This window comes from Cognaticolwellia mytili (assembly GCF_002104475.1).
GTDB classification, from domain to species: Bacteria; Pseudomonadota; Gammaproteobacteria; order Enterobacterales; family Alteromonadaceae; genus Cognaticolwellia; species Cognaticolwellia mytili.
Genome location: NZ_NBOF01000001.1, coordinates 21,225 through 39,987 on the forward strand (window position 1 = coordinate 21,225; position 18,763 = coordinate 39,987).

The 18,763-nt window shown below is 36.0% G+C and carries 10 protein-coding genes; 4 read left to right on the forward strand and 6 right to left on the reverse strand.

The annotated features are described in order from the left end of the window. Positions 1-20: 20 nt before the first annotated feature. On the forward strand, positions 21-3,092 hold the full coding sequence (locus B7C41_RS00085) for a ligand-binding sensor domain-containing protein (protein WP_085297649.1): 3,072 nt from the start codon (positions 21-23) through the stop codon (positions 3,090-3,092). Here the strand turns inward: B7C41_RS00085 and B7C41_RS00090 are convergent. From B7C41_RS00090 to B7C41_RS00105, 4 genes are all read right to left on the reverse strand, one after another. Further along, the gene (locus tag B7C41_RS00090) at positions 3,084-6,122 is read right to left on the reverse strand and encodes a hybrid sensor histidine kinase/response regulator transcription factor (protein WP_085296732.1); all 3,039 of its coding nucleotides are present in this window, start codon (positions 6,120-6,122) and stop codon (positions 3,084-3,086) included. The genes B7C41_RS00085 and B7C41_RS00090 overlap by 9 nt on opposite strands. Positions 6,123-6,631: 509 nt before the next feature. Beyond that, the gene (locus tag B7C41_RS00095; protein ID WP_085296733.1) at positions 6,632-9,781 is read right to left on the reverse strand and encodes an efflux RND transporter permease subunit; all 3,150 of its coding nucleotides are present in this window, start codon (positions 9,779-9,781) and stop codon (positions 6,632-6,634) included. Positions 9,782-9,784: 3 nt separating this feature from the next. Continuing rightward, positions 9,785-10,894, reverse strand: a complete 1,110-nt coding sequence (locus B7C41_RS00100) for an efflux RND transporter periplasmic adaptor subunit (protein WP_085296734.1) — start codon at positions 10,892-10,894, stop codon at positions 9,785-9,787. Between the two features lie 521 nt (positions 10,895-11,415). Next, positions 11,416-11,868, reverse strand: coding sequence for a M48 metallopeptidase family protein (locus B7C41_RS00105; RefSeq protein WP_235839563.1), 453 nt, complete (start codon positions 11,866-11,868; stop codon positions 11,416-11,418). A gap of 906 nt (positions 11,869-12,774) precedes the next feature. On the opposite strand from B7C41_RS00105, the gene B7C41_RS00110 reads away from it, so the two are divergent. Next, positions 12,775-13,623 carry a DUF417 family protein gene (locus B7C41_RS00110; RefSeq protein ID WP_085296736.1) on the forward strand — a complete coding sequence of 283 codons (849 nt, stop codon included), beginning with the start codon at positions 12,775-12,777 and terminating at the stop codon, positions 13,621-13,623. Between the two features lie 535 nt (positions 13,624-14,158). Here the strand turns inward: B7C41_RS00110 and pgi are convergent. Then, entirely contained in the window at positions 14,159-15,802 is a 1,644-nt protein-coding gene (pgi, locus tag B7C41_RS00115) for a glucose-6-phosphate isomerase (RefSeq protein WP_085296737.1), read from the reverse strand. A 260-nt stretch (positions 15,803-16,062) separates the two neighbouring features. On the opposite strand from pgi, the gene B7C41_RS00120 reads away from it, so the two are divergent. Next, positions 16,063-16,956, forward strand: a complete 894-nt coding sequence (locus B7C41_RS00120; protein WP_085296738.1) for a LysR family transcriptional regulator — start codon at positions 16,063-16,065, stop codon at positions 16,954-16,956. Between the two features lie 36 nt (positions 16,957-16,992). Here B7C41_RS00120 and B7C41_RS00125 read toward each other — a convergent pair whose 3' ends face one another. Then, on the reverse strand, positions 16,993-17,565 hold the full coding sequence (locus B7C41_RS00125) for a TetR/AcrR family transcriptional regulator (protein ID WP_085296739.1): 573 nt from the start codon (positions 17,563-17,565) through the stop codon (positions 16,993-16,995). 151 nt (positions 17,566-17,716) lie between these two features. Here B7C41_RS00125 and B7C41_RS00130 point away from each other — a divergent pair, with 151 nt between their 5' ends. After that, complete coding sequence (locus B7C41_RS00130) at positions 17,717-18,763, forward strand: efflux RND transporter periplasmic adaptor subunit (RefSeq protein WP_085296740.1); 1,047 nt, start codon at positions 17,717-17,719, stop codon at positions 18,761-18,763.

Consider the following 18,763-nt stretch of genomic DNA (forward strand, 5'->3'; position numbering starts at 1 on the left):
ATTTTGGTATTGATAATCCCATGTCATACAATTTTGTTCGCACGATTGTAGAAGATAAACATGGTTTTATGTGGTTTGGCTCTTCAGAAGGACTTGATAGATTTGACGGCCATCAATCGTTAAGTTTTCATCACGATGCTACTTTACCTAATTCATTAAGTTTTGATGTGATAAGCCGGATCATTATTGATCACAATAATAGAATGTGGGTTGGTACCTTTGGAGGTGGGGTCAACTTATACAGAGAAAAAAGCCAAGACTTTGTCCGCTTTACGACAAAAACGGTAGGCACAGAACTTAGCAATGACACAGTAAATACGATATTTGAAGATAGCCAAGGGAAAATTTGGATAGGTACTGAAGATGGTTTAAATATTCTATCAAATGAAAATGGGATGTGGGCAGTAAAAAGACTATACCAAGAGTTAGGTAATCCAAAAAGTTTAACCCACAACACCATACATTCAGTTATTGAAGTTGATAATGGTGATATATGGGTTGGTACAAACGGTGGTGGTATTTCTGTATTTTCTCAAAACGGACAGTTTCTAAAAACCATTCAATTTAACAATAACGGTAGTTCAACCTATGTAAATAAATTCATCAATGATTTATACCTTGATGTCAATAGTAATGTTTGGATTGCCACAAGTGATAGTGGGCTTTTAAAGTATAATCTAACTACCGAAGTCTTTTCTCATTATCAATTTAGTGCAAATGATACAGCATCTCTTACCAGTAATTCAGTAATAAGAATTTATCAAGATTCCGAAGAAAGCATTTGGATTGCGACAGATAATGGTTTGTCAATTTACGATAAATCAACGGATGACTTTAATCGTTATACTCATTCAGTAAACAATCCATATAGTTTAAACAGTGATTATATTATTACTTTTTTTGAAGACAGTAATAATATCATGTGGGTTGGTACTTTTAGTGGTGTTAATCGTTGGGATCCTAATATGGCAACGTTCAGCCAATATAGTTTGCAAACTAATCCAGAAGTTCAAAATTTTAATATAACTAGCTTCGCACAGTTTGACGAAAAACATTTGTTTTTTAGTGCATATAGTGGGGGGATTTATCAACTGTCTTTAATTGATAATAGTATTTCTTCTGTTTCTTTTAGTGATTTTTTTACTGATTTTCGTGTCATGAACTTACTTGCTGATGGAAATACATTGTGGGTTGGCACAAGGGCGTCAGGATTATTTCACGTTGACTTGGCTACAAATGAAATTACTAAATTTCAAAACAATGCAGATGATGAAAAATCCATTTCAGCAAATAGTGTCACTGATATTATTAAAGATAGGCATGGGAGTATTTGGGTTTCTACCTTTCATCAAGGAATTAACAGGTTAAATAAAGATGGTAGCTTCACTCGCTTTTTAAATAATGAGATAACGTCTAATCTAGGGCCAAGTAGCAATCATGTATTGCAATTACTAGAAGATGAAATGGGTATTATTTGGCTTGCAACATTTGGTGGTGGGCTTAATCGTTTTGATCCTAATACTGAAAAATTTTTACATCTTAAACATGATGAAAAAAATACCAAAAGTTTATCAACGGATCATGCATGGATAATGGCTCTCGACGAAAGTAATAATTTATGGGTAGGCAGTCAAGCCGCGGGTTTGAATGTATTGAGTTTTGAAGAACGAAGGAATGGAACATTTAATTTTAAGCGTTTAGATATTAAAGATGGCATGAAAAGTATGACAGTGTATGGTATCGCACAGGACAGTTATGGCGATATATGGATAAGTACGAGCAAAGGGATTTCTCACTATTCGACTTTAAAAGAAAGTTTTCAGCATTTTGATCTTACCCATGGATTAGTCGATCTAGAGTTTACCCATTCAGCCATTTTTTCAGGATATAACGGTGCAATCTATTTTGGTTCAGGAAAAGGTTTTAATAGTATAAACCCCGAAAAAGTTAATCAAAAAACCGAGGCCCCAAAAGTACGATTGACTAATATATTAAAATTAAATGAATCTTTACCACTCGATATCCCTCTTGCGAATTTACAACATTTAGAATTAGATTATAGTGATCAACTTGTCTCATTTGAGTATGTAGGGCTGAACTATGCTAACCCAGAATCGACACGATATAAGTATCGTCTTTTAGGGTTTGATCAAGAGTGGCTTGATGCGGGGAAATCTCGCCGTGTAACCTATACCAATTTACCCGCTGGAGATTTTCAATTACAGATTATCGCTGGCAATAGCGATGATGTTTGGAGTGAACCCGGACGGACGCTAAATATAATTGTTAAGCCTGCACCTTGGAATACTTGGTGGGCTTATATTTTGTATACCTTAGCAATTGCAATGTTGCTACTGGTTTATTCACGATTTTTGAATCGAAAGTTGGTGATCGAGCAGCAACAAAAACTTCATTTAGAGCAGCAAGTTCAAGAAAAAACAGATAAATTTAAATCTCAAAATTTGGAGTTAGCACAAGCAAATAAACAGTTAGAGAAAGCGGCGATAATTGACAAAGTAACAGGGGTTAAAAGTCGTCGTTACTTGGATATATATATCGAGCAAACTAGTCAGTTGATGAATCAAATGCACCAAAGTCTACTCCCCGTTCAACGAGAGATGTTACCTCGACTTTATATTTTAATGGTGCAAGTTAGTGATTATTCAGCGTCTAGCAATAGTCTGTTGATTAACTTAACCGACTTATTGTTGTATACCCGAAATAAAGATGATCTTGTCGTTCGTTGGTCAGATGATACCTTCGCCATTATTGGTTATGAGAAGGACAATAATGCTAGTGAGTTAGCCTCTCGATTATCAGGGCGCTTTAGCGGTGTTGTCGGTGGTGAAACAGCTATGAATATGGCTTATGCCTTTTATCCTTTTAACCACGAAAACACTTTAGGGTTGAGCTGGGATCAAATTAGCGTTCTTGTTGAACAAGCTTTAGGTTTCACCCAACAAGATGAGCAGTTAGCTTGGTTAGGGCTTTGTGGGCCTAAATCAACAACGTTTGATTATTTGACCTTGATGCAACAGAAAAGCTTAAGCAGTTTAAAAGAGCATGTGAACGTAAAGTCTGGTTTAGCTTGATAAACGCTGCTTTTGTTGAAGTTGCTGCTGGTATTGTTTCGGCGTACATGCATAATGTTCTTTAAAGCAGCGGCCAAAGTACGTTTGCGATGAAAAGCCGACATCAAGCGCGATTCGCCCTATTTGTGAACCATTTTGCAATAACACTTTAGCTTTTTTAAGGCGGAACTCTTTAATGAAATTGTTTGGCGTTATACCAAGCAAAACTTTAATTTTTCTTTGTAATTGACGTTCACTCATCGCCATTTCAGTCGCTAGCCGTATGATATCCAAATCAGTGTCCATATACACTTTGGCTGTCATCATTTCTAGCTTTTCTAAAAATTTACTATCCAATGTTAACTCTTCGCTGTCGACCTGAGTTAAGTCCGCAACATTGTTGAAACTATTGTCTTTGCGGGTCTTTTGTAAGTCTTTCTTAAAGTTTTCAAAGTAGTTCTTTTGTAACTGTGCACGTCCGGCAATTAAGTTGCTAATTCGAGTTAATAATTCTTGATGGTTAAAAGGCTTACTTAAATATTCATCTGCCTGTAGATTCAAACCGTATAAACGGCTATCTAAATCAGAGCGAGCCGTTAGCAAGATAACAGGGATGTGAGAGGTCATTTCATGGCTTTTTAACTGCTTCAATACTGCAAAGCCATCAATGCCGGTGAGCATAATATCGCAAACAATTAAGTCTGGCATGTATTCTTGTGCCAAAACTAACCCTTGCTCGCCACTATCGGCTAACAAGCAATGGTGCTGCTGCTCAATAACCTGTTTAATATGGGTCTGCATATCTAGATTGTCTTCGATGACCAAAATTACTTTTTGGTGTGCTGGTTTTTTTTCTTGATGAGATTGATGTTGTTCAACTAAAAGCGATGAAACTTCAGTTTGAGAAATGCTTGTAGGTGTAGACTTTTCATCCTCTATTGCAGGTGTACAAGGAATAGTAAGTGAAAACTTACTGCCATTATTATATTCGCTAACCACACTTATTTTCCATTGATGGGCTTTAACGAGTTCGCTAACTAAAGATAAGCCAATACCAACACCGAACACTCCTCGGTTTTTCTCATCGTCAGCTCTTTGAAAACGTTCAAATATTTTCGCTTGTGAAGCGCTATCTATCCCAATGCCTGTATCGATAATATCGAGAGTGAAGTGATCATTACTTTTATGCGCCATAACCTTAATATCGCCACCTGCGGGCGTATATTTAATCGCATTGGCGATAAGATTAAATATTATTTTTTCAAAAGCTTGAGCATCACATTCAAGCCATATATCGTCAGGAATATCACAGCTAAGTGATAAATTATTTTGTTTAGCTAATCGAGCAAAAGAATCTGCGGGCATTGCCATTAACGTGTGCAAACGATACGTGGCTATGGTTAGCTTTGGATTGTCAGATAACCGAGATAACTCTAGTAACTGTTCAACCATACGCACTAAACGTAAACCATTTCGTTTAGCTGTTTGTAATTCTTTTCCTTCTTCATCGGTATGCTGCTTAATTAAATAGCGGTCTAAAATGCCATTAATAATGGTTAGCGGCGTTCTAAATTCATGGGAAATATTCGCAATGAACTTGTCTTTTAAGTCTAATGCTTGTTGCTCTGCGAGTTTACGGGCAGTCAGGTTGATAAAGGTAATCACAACTAGTGGTTTTTCATCTCTATCAGCCCATTGTAGTTCAGCCTGTACAGGGAAGTTTGTTCCATCCTTTCTTATCGCAGTGCACTCTTTCGAAATGCCGACCTCTTTGCGTTGTAAGGTATAAACATTACTTTTGAAATCAAAAAAGTAATGCATCTCATCATCGCTAGAAAAAAAACTATTCACTCTAGAGCCAACAATTTCACGCTCAAGACACTGAAATAGTTGCACTGCGGCAGGATTTGCTGAAAGTACCTTACCATCGACTGCTGTTGTTAAAATAGCATTACTTGATACATTAACGATGGCTTTGTCTTCGCTATTGATCATCGAGTTTGTTAATAATAAGTTCAATTTTACTAATTCATCTTGTGCCGATTTTTGCAGGCTTATCTGTTGTTCGTTTGTGATATTTTGCTTATTTTTACGATAAGCAATGAGGGTTAACAGCGAAAAAGCAATAACTAACCAAGTGATAACTAATAACGACTGCAGATATGAAGGGGTTTTATAATGTAAGTTTAGCTCAATACCGGCTAAGTGAAATGATATTAAAGTCACTGTTAGTAATATTAAGTATAGCTCCGGCATAGATCTTTCTTGGGTTTCTGTAGCTGTAACCGAAAATGCTAAAGAACTATTTGCTGCAAAAATTAGTGCACAATAGGGCAGTAAAGTTAATAAATTGAAAAAATAACTAGGCAGGGAAATTATATTTTTTGCACCAATATAACTGAAAGTGTCAAATAGATTAAAGTAGGTTATCGAGTTATTGACTAGCATAGCGGCAGCTGCAATGGCGAGCATGCAATAAATTTGGCACCAGTGCTTACCTCGACATTGATAACTCGTCACTACCAGTCTCATAAATATTAATGTAACAATTAATAAATGAAATAGCTTAGAGGATAGTACTTTAGCAGCATTAGTCGCAGCAAATTCGAGTGGTAGTACCACAAGATAACTAAAACAAGTAAGAGTGAAAAATATTGCTGGTACGCGGCTACTTATATTTCTATTTATCCGCGTTTTACTTATATGTGGTTTCGTTTCTATGGCTAAGAGAATGAAAAAATAGCTAAATAGGCTAAAAAAGTCTACCAAGAATAAATTGTGTGTAATAAGCGTAAAGTTAAGTAAAAAGTGAGAAATAAGCGCAGATGTCACTGCTAATGACATAAATTGCCAAAATAATTTTAATTGCTTACTGATAATACGTAAATAACTGATAACAACAAAAGATGCGCTGATCATTTGTAGTAATAATAAGGTAATAACTTGCCAAATATCATTGTTTGGTGCAAAAAATTGACCAATGAAATAATATGGCAGCAACGTTAGTACGATACTAAGTGCTAAAAATACTTTTCTACTTGTTATCTGCAAATCTATAACCCACTAGATGATGACAACACTTATATTAGCTTTATTCGAGTTGGCATTTTTATCGTTGCTAGCAGTATACATTATGTTAATTTTTTGTGAATCTTTGTGACGTGGATATTAGAGGCTGCTGCTTTTTGTTTGTATGTTCAGCAATAGACTGACTTTAATGTTAGTAAAACACAATGAATGAGATTTGGTTGTTCAAAGTAAGTGAAATTCTAATGCAGCTAGCGTTAAAACAGACATTGCCCAAGGCTAAAGTCGTCTTGTTTTGTGTTGGAAATAGTTAAGTTAGATGACTAAATTACCCCATCTTGTCTTAATTAAGTAGATTTTATCTCGCAGCTTAATTATTGAACAAAGTTCAACAGCCCCTAGCATTATAAAATTAATTAAAGAGTCGGTTGGGTGTTCTGTCAGCCAAGTAGATGATAAAAATCCCGCCTTGAACTATACAGTTAAGGCGGGCTAAATCCTGATTCTTACTAAGCGCTATTTATTAATGCAATTTAACTGTTATCATCTTCCACTTCTTTCTTTGAAGATAACGTTTTCACAGGGTTAAATCTTTCTTTAATGGTTTGCATCAAAACATACAAAGATGGGATGAATAGTGTACCTACAAAGGTCGCCATTATCATACCCATTAGCACGACCCAACCAATAACCATACGACTAGAAGCGCCAGCACCTGAAGCAAAAGCGAGTGGTAACACACCTAAAATGAATGATAAAGCTGTCATCAATACCGCTCTAAAGCGCAGTTTAGCTGCACTATGAGCGGCCTCGATAATACTCATACCACTCTCTCGTTGCTCTTTCGCAAACTCGACAATTAAAATTGCACTTTTACTTGCCAAACCAATTAACATTACCATTCCGACTTGTGCATAGAGATCGTTATTGATAAACGGAAAAAGGATAATAGGTATTAGAGCCCCAAAAATAGCAATAACAACAGATAAAATTACTGCAATGGGAGCACTCCAGCTTTCATATTGAGCTACTAGAAATAAGTAGGCAAAAATAAAGGCTAGTGAGAAAATAAGTACAACAGAACTACCCGCTTCTTGCTCTTGTACTGCTGTTCCTGTCCACTCAATTGCATAACCGTCAGGTAAGGCTTGCTCTACAACTTCTTCAAAAGCGATTAAAGCATCACCTGAACTAAAACCAGCAGCAGCATTACCTTGCACAGTTGCTGATTTTCTCATGTTGTAACGATTAATAACTTGTGGACCCAAAATAGGTGATACTTCAACTAAAGCATTTAATGGCACCATACCGTTATCACGGTTACGAACATGAATACGACTCAAGTCTGTAATAGACTGGCGGTATTCTGCTTCAGCTTGGATCATCACCCGATAAACTTTGCCGTAAAGGTTAAAGTCATTAATGTAAGATGAGCCAAAATTACTTTGCAGAGTTGAAAATATTTCTTGAACGCTAATACCCAATGTTTCGGCTTTATCACGATCAATATCAATAAAATATTGGGGAACGTTAGCACTGTAAGTACTAAAAACGCCATTTAACCGAGCGTCTTGATTAGCGGCAAACACTAAGCTACGTGTTGCTTGTGCCAATTCATCAGCGCTACCACCATTAAGATCTAACAGCTTGGCTTCAAAACCTCCACCGGTACCTAAACCCATAATCGCAGGCATAGGAAAAACAAAGCCGTCAGCGGCAGGAATTGTTGCAAGTTGTTGATTTAATTTTCCAAGAATATTATACCACTGTAACGGTGCAGTTGTTCTCTCATCCCAAGGGGTAAGTATTGGGATAATTAAAGCTGCATTAGAGGCTGCTCCCGATATAATAGAAAAACCTGAAATAGCAATAACGTCTGACACGCCATCAACTTCCAACATTAAATCTGTTGCCTGCTTTATTATTTCTTCAGTGCGGTTAAGTGAAGCACCATCAGGCAGTTGAATATGAGACATAAAATAACCGTTGTCTTCTAGTGGTAAAAAGCCTGTTGGCGCTACTTTAAATAACCCTAGCGTACCAGCAATGAAAGCTACCATTATTACGACTGTTACCATAATATGGCGATTAAGTTTATCAACTACTTTAATGTACTTATCACGGCTGTTATCGACTAAACGGCTAAAGAGTAATAAAAAGCCTTTAGCTTTACCTGTATCACTATTAAGTAATAGCCCAGATAATGCAGGCGCTAAAGTTAAGGCATTGATTGATGAAATACCAACAGCGACACTAATAGTAATAGCAAATTGTTTATATAACTCACCTGTTATACCGGGCATAAAAGCAACGGGAATAAATACTGCCATAAGCACTAAAGTAGTTGCTATTACAGGGCTAAATACCTCTTTCATTGCAATAGCTGTTGCTTCTTTTGCGGTATATTTACCTGTATCCAAATGTCGTTGAACATTTTCAACGACTACAATACAGTCATCAACCACAATGCCTATTGCTAAAACAATCGCGAATAAAGAAATGGTATTGGCGGTAAAGCCCGCGGCATAGAGTATTGCAAAGGTACCAATCAATGAGACCGGGATAGCAATAGCCGGAATTAGCGTTGAACGCCAATCACCTAAAAATAAAAACGTTACTAAAACAACTAACACAAAGGTAATGAATAAAGTGGTAATAACTTCACTAATTGATGAACGGACAAATTTAGTCGTGTCGTAAAGTACTTTATATTCAAGCGCTTCAGGAAAGCGCGCAGCTAACTCATCTAAAGTTTTATAGACGTCATCAGCCACGTTTAATGCATTAGCACCTGGTGATTGATAAATAGCAATTGCCGCTGAAGGTTTTCCATTTAAAGTACTACTAGAGCTATAAGACTGCGAACCGAGCTCTAAACGAGCGATATCTTTAAGTCGCAAAAATGACCCATCTGCATTAGCTCGAATAGTGATGTTTTCAAACTCTTCAACAGAGGTTAAACGTCCTTTAGCTTGCAAGGTATATTGAAACTGTTGACTATTTTCAAAGGGTGGAGCGCCTATTTGGCCTGCTGAAGCTTGAATGTTTTGACTGCGAATTGCACTGGCAACATCAGATGTTGTTAAGTTAAGTGCGGTTAAACGCTCAGGTGATAACCACACTCGCATGCCATAATCTTTAGCCCCAAATTGACTGACATTTCCGACACCATTAATTCGTGATATCGCATCTTGAACATATATAGAGCTGTAATTACTTAAGAATACATCATCATGGCTTTCATCTGATGAAATAAGATTAACTACCATCAACATACTTGATGACTGCTTTTTCGTGGTTACGCCTTGTTGTGTTACTTCTGAAGGTAGTTTAGCCGTTGCTTGTGCCACTCTATTTTGCACATTTACTGCGGCAATATCAGGGTCGGTTCCAACTTCAAAAGTAACGGTTAGTGCATAGCTGCCATCATTGCCATTACTTGACGACATATATAGCATGTTTTCCACGCCATTTACTTCTGCCTCAATGATTGAAGCGACGGATTGCTCTACGACATCAGCACTTGCACCAGGGTAAGAAGTTGTCACTTGTACCTGTGGTGGTGTAATCTCAGGAAACTGATTAACAGGAATCGCATTAAGCGCCAATGTGCCAGCAATCATAATAACGATGGCGATAACAAAGGCAAATTTAGGCCGATTTATAAAAAATATTGAAAACATTGCCTAGCCCTCCATCGGGTTCACGCTGCCACCTGCTCTTACTTTTTGCAGGCCTTCAATAATTACTTTATCTCCTTCATTTAACCCAGTTAGTACTTCCCACTCACCATCAATTTGTTGGCCAACAGTAATACGTTTAACACTGACAACATTATCTTGAGTAACAACTAAAACAAAGTAGCCCTGTTTATCCTTTTGTACAGCAGACTGTTTTACAACCAAGCCCATGACCGTTTTCTTATCAGTTATTACAACTTGTACTAGCTCACCAGGTAGTAAAACGCCACGGCTGTTAGCAAACTCAGCCCGTACTAAAATAGTGTCTGTTGAGGTGTTTACTGAGGTATCAACATAATTAAATTTTCCTGGCTCTGGATAAAAAGAGCCATCAGATAGTTTTATCGTCGGCGCTACTGGTGGGTTCTTTAAATTTATTCCTCTTCGACGTGCCTCTAACATAGATTTTTCACTAACTGACAGCGTTATATGAATAGGATCCATACGAGTTACGGTAGTTAATACTTCTGAATTTGTACTTAGCAAATTACCCACACTGTATTTTTCTCGGGCTACGCGGCCATCAATAGGCGAATAGATTTTTGTGTAACTTAAATCAAGTTGTGCTTTTTTTAACTGTGCTTGCGCTTTCAGTGCATTAGCTTTCGCAACTAATTGTTCCGCCTTAACTTTATCAAAGTCAGCCTGAGACGCTACACCACGCTTTTTGAGATCTTTTTGTCGTGTAAAGTCAGCGTTAGCTCGTGATAAATTAGCCTTAGCACTAGCAAGATCTGCTTCACTTTGTTGTACTTGTAATTGATAAACATCAGGCTCAATTTCAAACAATAACTGCCCCGCAGTAACTTGCGTACCTTCTTGAAAGTCACGCTTAGTTAAAAAACCACTGACTCGTGCTCTAATATCTACTTTGCTTTGCGCTTCTACTCGTCCAACCAATTGGAATGATGGTGTTACACCTTTCGGTTGAACAGTTTGCACAATGACGCTAGGAGAAGGGGCATCTTGGGCATTAGCAACACCTAAAATAGTGAATAGAGTACTAAAAACAATAAAAGAAGAAAATTTTCTTCTAAAAGTTAAGGAGTTGGTCACAGTATATATTCCTTTAAATAAATATTATTTTAAACTTACAATAAGGCTTGTCTTTGAGCAATGTACAATCAGAAAATATAGTATAAGAACGACTTAACTAGTTATTAGTTTTATGAGTTGCTTAGTAATAACTAGAATGGCTAAAGCTGTGCCATTCAATCAATATATGGTCTAGGTAATGAACTTATCGTTTGGTTCTCATAAATGCTAAGGCATGTTGCTTTAACTCTAACTTTATTACATTCGCTAGGTATATTTCCTTAGTCATTAGAACGTTTTATTAATAGAAAATACACTACAAAATGTAAACGAAAGCAAATTATGAAGATTGTAGTGCCTAAATTTTTTACTGTAGATGAATATAAAGAATTTTCCAAATAAAATCATTGGTTTAATTGCAGTAGCTCTGTTTGGTAATGAGTATAATTAACAATCGTCGCTATTGCTAATTATTCAGTTAAATATAATTTTAGTTAAATAAATTGTCACTTCTAAAGTATGGCATCTATTTGGGGTACTGATTACAGATATATATCACCATTATTTTCAAATTCAGTAAGGTAAATTCGCGTCATTAATTCTAGCTGATGATAATCTGGCAGCATGTGTTCACAAAGTTTATAAAATGCTTTGTTATGATCTTTTTCCTTCAAATGAGCAAGTTCATGTACTACGATCATTTTCAATAGTGCCTCAGGTGCTTTCTTAAATAAACTACCGATACGAAGTTCATTTTTACTTTTTAATTTATTACCTTGCACGCGAGAAACATAAGTGTGTAAGCCAAGTGCATTGTTAACAATATGAATTTTATCATCGTATTTAACTTGGCTTAGTGGTGCTGATTTTTTAAGAAATTGTTGCTTCAGCGCTAAGGTATATTGGCGTAATGCTTTGTCTGTTGTTATCTCGTGTGGTACTGGAAATTGGCCTAATAAATACGACTGCAATTTTTCTTCTTTAATGAGCTTCATTACTTGCTGTTGTATGTCATTAGAATAATGAGATAAGTATTTTAACGTTCTTGGCATTTTGTTTAATTATGTCTTTATTAGTAGTAAGGTCGCTAGTTTACGCCATTTTTCCTTGGCATTTATTATTTTCTGTTTGATATAGAGGTCGTTGTACAACGTTAATAGCTCAAGAGTAATTTGCTACATCGCACATTATACACTAGCGCGTAAAATGTTTAATCGTATTTACGTAACACCAGCTGAATGAGCTGCATAGGCCTATATTATGCTCTTGATGGCAGTGACTTATTTAGGGGGTGTTGATCTTTGTTTAATAATTCAGCTGAGTGATAAAGTCGCCTTAATCAAGGCGGAAATTGTGCTATTTAGTCGTCTAAATTAACTATTTTCAACGCAGGGTAAGGCTCTTTTAGCCTCAGCCCTAATAGGCAATGGCTACTTTTAACACTATCTGCATTAGCATTTCACTCATTTGGAACAACCAAACCATATTCATGCTGCTTTGTTATTGTTAAAAATTTCCTATTGCTGAAAATATCAACACACCCTAGTGTGATATGAAGATGAGAGCAGGGTAAATGACGGTTATTGACTCTGCTTTATTGTCACAAGAATGGTGTTGTAGGTATCTTTAATTCACCTCCCACAAATTAAAAGATGTAGCAGCTTAACTTATATTTTTTTAATACCTTTGTTGAAATAATTTACATCGACAGCCTTTCTTTATCAACCTCGCACACATCGCGTTTAGTCGGACTAATTTTACAGCGATAAACTTTGTGTACGCGCATGCTCATTAATATTGCTTTTTGTGTTAGAAAAATGATTACATTTTTAAAATCACAATAAAAAGTAACTCTTATTTTACTTGACTTTATTACCATAAAGTTAAAAACAAGGTTTCAAATGAATACTTTATTTACTAGAAAAATAGTTTCAACACTTATTTTTATAAGTTTATCTTTGATAGGTATCTCTTTTTTACTTGGCGCTAATCCAAAGGCAATAGAAGCAACTTATTCTATATTTAATTTAACTAACATCTTATCTGTTAATTTATTATCAAATATTACAGGCGCGGTAATGGTTATTAGCGCAATTGTTGTATTAATGTCTTTAAAATATGAAAGTTTAAAGCCTCAAGGCTTTGTTTTGCTTATTTTAATTGCCATAATTCCATTACTTACGTTATTAAGCCCAACGAGGTATATACCTGCTGAAGGTGGATTTCCTGTACTGGGCTCGGGCCAGGGGATTATCAAGTATTTTTCTTTGATAGCCCTTAGTTTGTTTTTGTATGGTAGAGAAAAGATGACAATGAATGTGCTTTCTTGGTTGAACTTTTTACCTGTAGCACTGGTTCTTTTATGGATTGGTGGTTTAAAGTTTATGACTTTTGAAGCCAATGGAATTGTAAGGTTAGTTGAAAATTCACCTTTTATGTCATGGCTTTACGAATTGTTTAGCGTACAAATGGCATCGAATCTTATTGGCTTGTTTGATATTATTGCATTTATATTTTTTGGTATTGCAATATATAAGCAATGGAAGGTAGTCGCAATTGTGTCGGGATTAGCATGTGCCAGCGTATTTATAATGACACAAACCTTTTTGTTCACTACTCCAGACACTTTCTCTACAGAGACACTGTTTGGGAGGCTGGGTCAGTTTGTGCTTAAAGATCTTTGGTTTATTGCTAATTTAGTTGTTGTTACCTATTTTAATCGTGATTGGCTCATTGGAAAACCGGAATAAAAATAAGTAAAAATTAAATTTGAAAATACCTGTCAGCTAATCACTGATGGGTGCTTTGTATTTTTTACTATAAATGAGGCCAACACTTATGTTCAATTATCTACCATCAATATCTATATACTTGTTATGTTCCGTAAATAAAATATAAAACTGTATAGAAACAATCTTCTCCAATTTGTTTATTTCTCAATTGAGTGTGACTTACTGTAAAACAAAGAAATATTTTAAATTTTAATATTATCCCAATAAATTCATCAGTGCTTCAACTCGTTATGATTAATGCAAAAAAACTTTGCTTTTTTATTCACGAAGCAATACTTCAATTAAGAACATTTCTTAAAACTAAATTAACTGCTAGCCGTTGCTTTTATATGAGATCACCTCAATAGTAAGTTAACGATATTTAATTTAAACCTATGTTATGCATCATTTTACTTTCCCAGATAATATAGAGTCTATTATCTGGGATATATTGATTTCTTAAGCAATATTATGTGTACATGAATATAAAGTGTTTTGATAAGCAAAATAATGATTATTTGGTGTAGCTTTGATAAAAGTTAATTAAGCCGGTGGTTGAGCTATCGTGTTGCTCGCTTAGTTGCCCAGTAGATAACTCTTCTTGAATATTATTGGCTAAACCTTTTCCAAGTTCCACACCCCACTGATCAAAAGAACAAATCTGTAAAATAATGCCTTGAACAAATATCTTATGTTCGTACAAAGCAATTAAGCTACCTAGTGAACGTGGTGAAATACGTTTCATTAAAATGGTATTGGTAGGGCGGTTGCCTTTGTGTACTTTATGCGGTGCTACTTTGTCTATGTAGTCTTGTGTGCGGCCTTTGGCTTTCAAATCCGCTCGTACTTGAGTTTCATCAACCCCTTGCATTAGTGCTTGTGTTTGGGCAAAAAAGTTAGCCATTAAGGTTTCATGATGCCCCTGCACAGGTGTAACACTTTCTACAGAGCCAATAAAATCGGCAGGAACAACGTTATTGCTTTGGTGTAAATACTGATAAAAAGCATGCTGGCCATTGATACCTAATTCACCCCAAATTGAAGGAACAGTAGAATAAGAAATAGATTTACCATCCCAAGCGACTGACTTACCGTTACTTTCCATTTCTGCTTGCTGTAAATAGGCTGACAGCATGTGTAATGATTGATCGTATGGTAATATTGCCTGAGACTGCGCACCTAAAAATGTGCAGTTCCAAACACTTAGCAAAGCTAATATAACGGGGGCGTTTTCTTCCAATGGCGTATTACAAAAGTGTTGATCGAGTTCATACGCACCTTCAAGTAGTTCGATGAAACGCTCAAAGCCAAGATCAATAGCAATAGGTAAACCGATAGCAGACCAAAGCGAGAAACGGCCGCCAACCCAATCCCACATGTCAAAAATATTTTCTTCATCAATGCCAAACTCAGTGGCATTTTTTTTGTTAGATGATACTGCGACAAAGTGTTTAGCAATAGCGGACTGATCAAAAGAAGAAGAGACTAACCATTTCATTGCTGTTTTAGCGTTAGTCATAGTTTCAGTTGTCGTAAAGGTCTTACTTGAAACAATAAACAATACTTTTTCTGGATTTAATGGACGAAGAACATTAGCAATTTGCGTACCGTCAACGTTAGAAACATAATGAACATTAACGCTATTATCACTATATTGCTTAAGTGCTTCAGTAACCATTTGAGGGCCTAAATTCGAGCCACCAACACCAATGTTTACCACGTCAGTAATACGTTTACCTGAATAACCTTTCCATAGCCCTTGGCGCACTTTATCACTAAATTTTTTCATTTTGTCTAGTGCCAATTGCACGTCAACATTAATATCTTTACCTTCGAGTATAAGAGGGGTTTCACTACGATTTCTTAATGCCGTATGCAATACCGCGCGATCTTCGGTGCGGTTAATTTTCTCACCATTAAACATTTTCTCACGCCAAGCTTCTACATCACTTTCTATTGCTAAGTTTATTAACAAATCCATTGTAGAGTCTGAGATTAAATTTTTTGAATAATCGACTAGAAAAGGTGCAAGTTGTATGGAAAATTTTTCAAAACGCTTGGGATCTTGCTTAAATAGCTCACTCATATGTTGCTGTTTAATTTCATCAGCATGACTTGTTAACTTTTTCCAGCTAGGTAACGAGGTTCTATTTTGCATTTTTTCTCCAGTTGGGTATTTGAGCGTTAGTAAAGTCGCTATGACTTATAAACGACTTGAACGCTATTCAACATACTATTACTATCGCAGTCTTGTGTACCAATAATTAATTGATCTATTAAGCTGTTAATTAGTTATTTGCTTGACCATATGGTCAAGTTTTGATTATTAAAACATTTTATGGCTGAATGCTAAATAACTTTTACCATTTTTAATCAGTGTGCAATAATTTTTCAACACGAAATTATTAGATTTACTTTATGCAACAATATGATTTAGTAGCATTACGCAGTTTTATTGCTGTAGTGGATACAGGTAGCTTTAATCAAGCTGCTGAATTACTCAATGCCAGTACTGCTGCGGTTAGTCGGCGTGTATCTGGTTTAGAAGCTGCATTAGATGTCAGACTTTTAAACCGAACAACAAGGCGAGTTGAATTAACGGAAGCAGGGCAACAATTCTATCAAGATGTAGTAAATGTTTTTCAATCGTTAGATGAAGCACAAGAACGTATTCAGTCTCGTAGCCAGAATTTAAAAGGTAATTTGCGTATTTCAGCACCATTGAGTTTTGGAGTTACTTCTTTAAATCTCATTCTAACTGGCTTTATGAAATTGCATCCTGAACTTAAAATTCATTTGCAACTTGAAGATCATCGTACTGATTTTGTTGCTGAAGGTATTGATGTGGGGATACGAATTGGACGACTGGAAAACTCTACATTAGTGGCGCTGCCAATCACCAATATTTCAGCCGTGTTTTGTGCAGCGCCTAGCTACTTGAAGGAATACGGTGAGCCAAAGGTACCTGAAGATTTACTTAATCACAATTGCTTACGCTACAGTTTAACAGATCCAAAACTAGGTTGGATAGTTGAAGAAAATGGCGTGGAACGCAGTATTGATGTCAGTGGTACGCTAACATGTAATAATGGAAATGCGCTTAAAGAAGCTGCGATTGAAGGGCTTGGAGTCTTATATTCACCAGACTTTATTATCGGTGATGCGATAAAAAATGGGCAGTTAATTGAAGTGCTATCAGGCTATAAATCGGACGGTATTGGCTTATATGCTATTAAATTATCTCGAAAATTTACCTCCGCAAAAGTGATTGCTTTTATTGACTATCTAAAAGCATATTATGCCGAGGGTTGATGCTTGTACAGTTGCTTTTGTTGCTTCAATGGTGTTTTAGTTTTTTGTTGTTGAAGCTTTAAATATAGCCATTAAGTTTTCTACAAAAGCAATGTCATCTTTTTCTGATACTGAAACTGTGATACCAAACGGGGCAAAATGTAGTGTCTCTGCTAATTGCTCTGCCGTTAAATTAATTTTTTTCAATGTTAGTCTATTAGCTAAAACTTCCTGGTCAATTCGCGTTTTAATACTTTCTTTAATTAACTTTTCTTCATTTTTAATTAAATCTGTACAGTACGCTTGTCCAGCATGCAATAGATCTGCTCTGACTAAATTACTAGAAATATCATTAAAGAAACCTTCACAGCGTTGTATTATTAATGCTTGTGTTTCAGGCCAAAAATTATCTTTTGATATGCAATAGTTATTAATTAATGAGTTGTACTGTTGAAAGTGCTTTTCAACAACTGCTCTAAATAACACTTCTTTAGATTTGAACTGTTTATGGATAGTGACACGAGATATTCCAGCGTGTCGGCTTACCATAGATATATTGGCTGTGCTGTAGCCGTGTTGAAAAAAGCAATCCATTGCGGTATCGAGTATTTTTTCAGTTGTACTTGGCAAAACATTTTCTCTTAAGGGTAAAGTAGTGACAACGTGATAATAACGCGAATGACAAAAATAGACAACAGGTTTACAGTAGTTGTTAATGTGTAAACCTGTGTTATAATCGCCACTATTATATTTTTATAGTTTAAATTCTTCTGGAGTTAATGTGATTCGAATTTTTGTAATGACGATGGTTTTAATGCTACAAGCATGCTCTGAGCCTGCAGAGTCAGTAAAAGATAATACGTCTGTAGTTGTGCAGTTATCTGCTGTAACTTTAACTAGCTTAGCCAATGATTTTGAATTTCCAGCGAAAATCTCAGCAGTAAAGAGTGTTGATGTTAAATTTGAAGTTTCGGGGCGCTTGATTTATCAAAGCCTTATGGAAGGTAGTAAAGTCAAAAAAGGTCAAGTGCTTGCTAAAATAGATCCTGCGCCATTTCAGCGTAAAGTTGATGAAAGTCGAATTCGCCATCAAGACGCTATGCGAGACTTAAAACGAATAAAAGATGTTTTTGAAAAGAATGTTGCATCTCAACGTGATTACGATGAAGCAAAATCTCAGTTTTCAATTACCAAAATCGCATTGGAAAATGCTGAACAAGACTTAAGCTATTGTACAATTACTGCCCCATTTGATGCCGTAATTGGGGCAAGGTATATTGAAAATAATAGTTATATTCGCACTGGTGATACACTTGCTAATTTGCAAGATAGATCTGAGCTTTACTTCTCTTTTGAAGTGCCAGAGCGAATTATGACAGCAAATGCTGGCAACAAAGATGTTAAAGCGACTGCTCATATTATCGGTCAAGAAGATAAAGTATTTGATATTCATTATGTTGAACATAAAACAACGCCAGATCCTATTACCCAAACCTATGATGTAACATTTGCACTTGACGGTAAAATCACTAATTTATTTTATCCTGGCTCACGTGCAATTGTTAATATTAAAGATAAACATATTCAATCCCAAGCACTACTCTTACCGATAAATGCATTAATGGGTGACAATGATGCGGGTTTTAGTGTTTGGCGTTATGAGCAATCTACACGCTCGCTGGCGAAAGCAAAAGTTATTGTTGCTAAATTACAAGGCGAATTTGCTCTGATTGAATCAGGCTTGAAAGATGGCGATAAAGTGGTTTCTGCTGCGGTAAGTCAGATGCGAGAAGGGCTTGTGGTCAAAGAATACAAGGCGGGTTTTTAA

What these genes read in the sequence shown, in the direction of transcription:
- B7C41_RS00085 (WP_085297649.1), top strand. Translation starts at nt 21, where the DNA reads ATGTCATACAATTTTGTTCGCACGATTGTAGAAGATAAACATGGTTTT.
- B7C41_RS00095 (WP_085296733.1), bottom strand. Translation starts at nt 9,781, where the DNA reads ATGTTTTCAATATTTTTTATAAATCGGCCTAAATTTGCCTTTGTTATC.
- B7C41_RS00105 (WP_235839563.1), bottom strand. Translation starts at nt 11,868, where the DNA reads ATGAAGCTCATTAAAGAAGAAAAATTGCAGTCGTATTTATTAGGCCAA.
- B7C41_RS00110 (WP_085296736.1), top strand. Translation starts at nt 12,775, where the DNA reads ATGAATACTTTATTTACTAGAAAAATAGTTTCAACACTTATTTTTATA.
- pgi (WP_085296737.1), bottom strand. Translation starts at nt 15,802, where the DNA reads ATGCAAAATAGAACCTCGTTACCTAGCTGGAAAAAGTTAACAAGTCAT.
- B7C41_RS00120 (WP_085296738.1), top strand. Translation starts at nt 16,063, where the DNA reads ATGCAACAATATGATTTAGTAGCATTACGCAGTTTTATTGCTGTAGTG.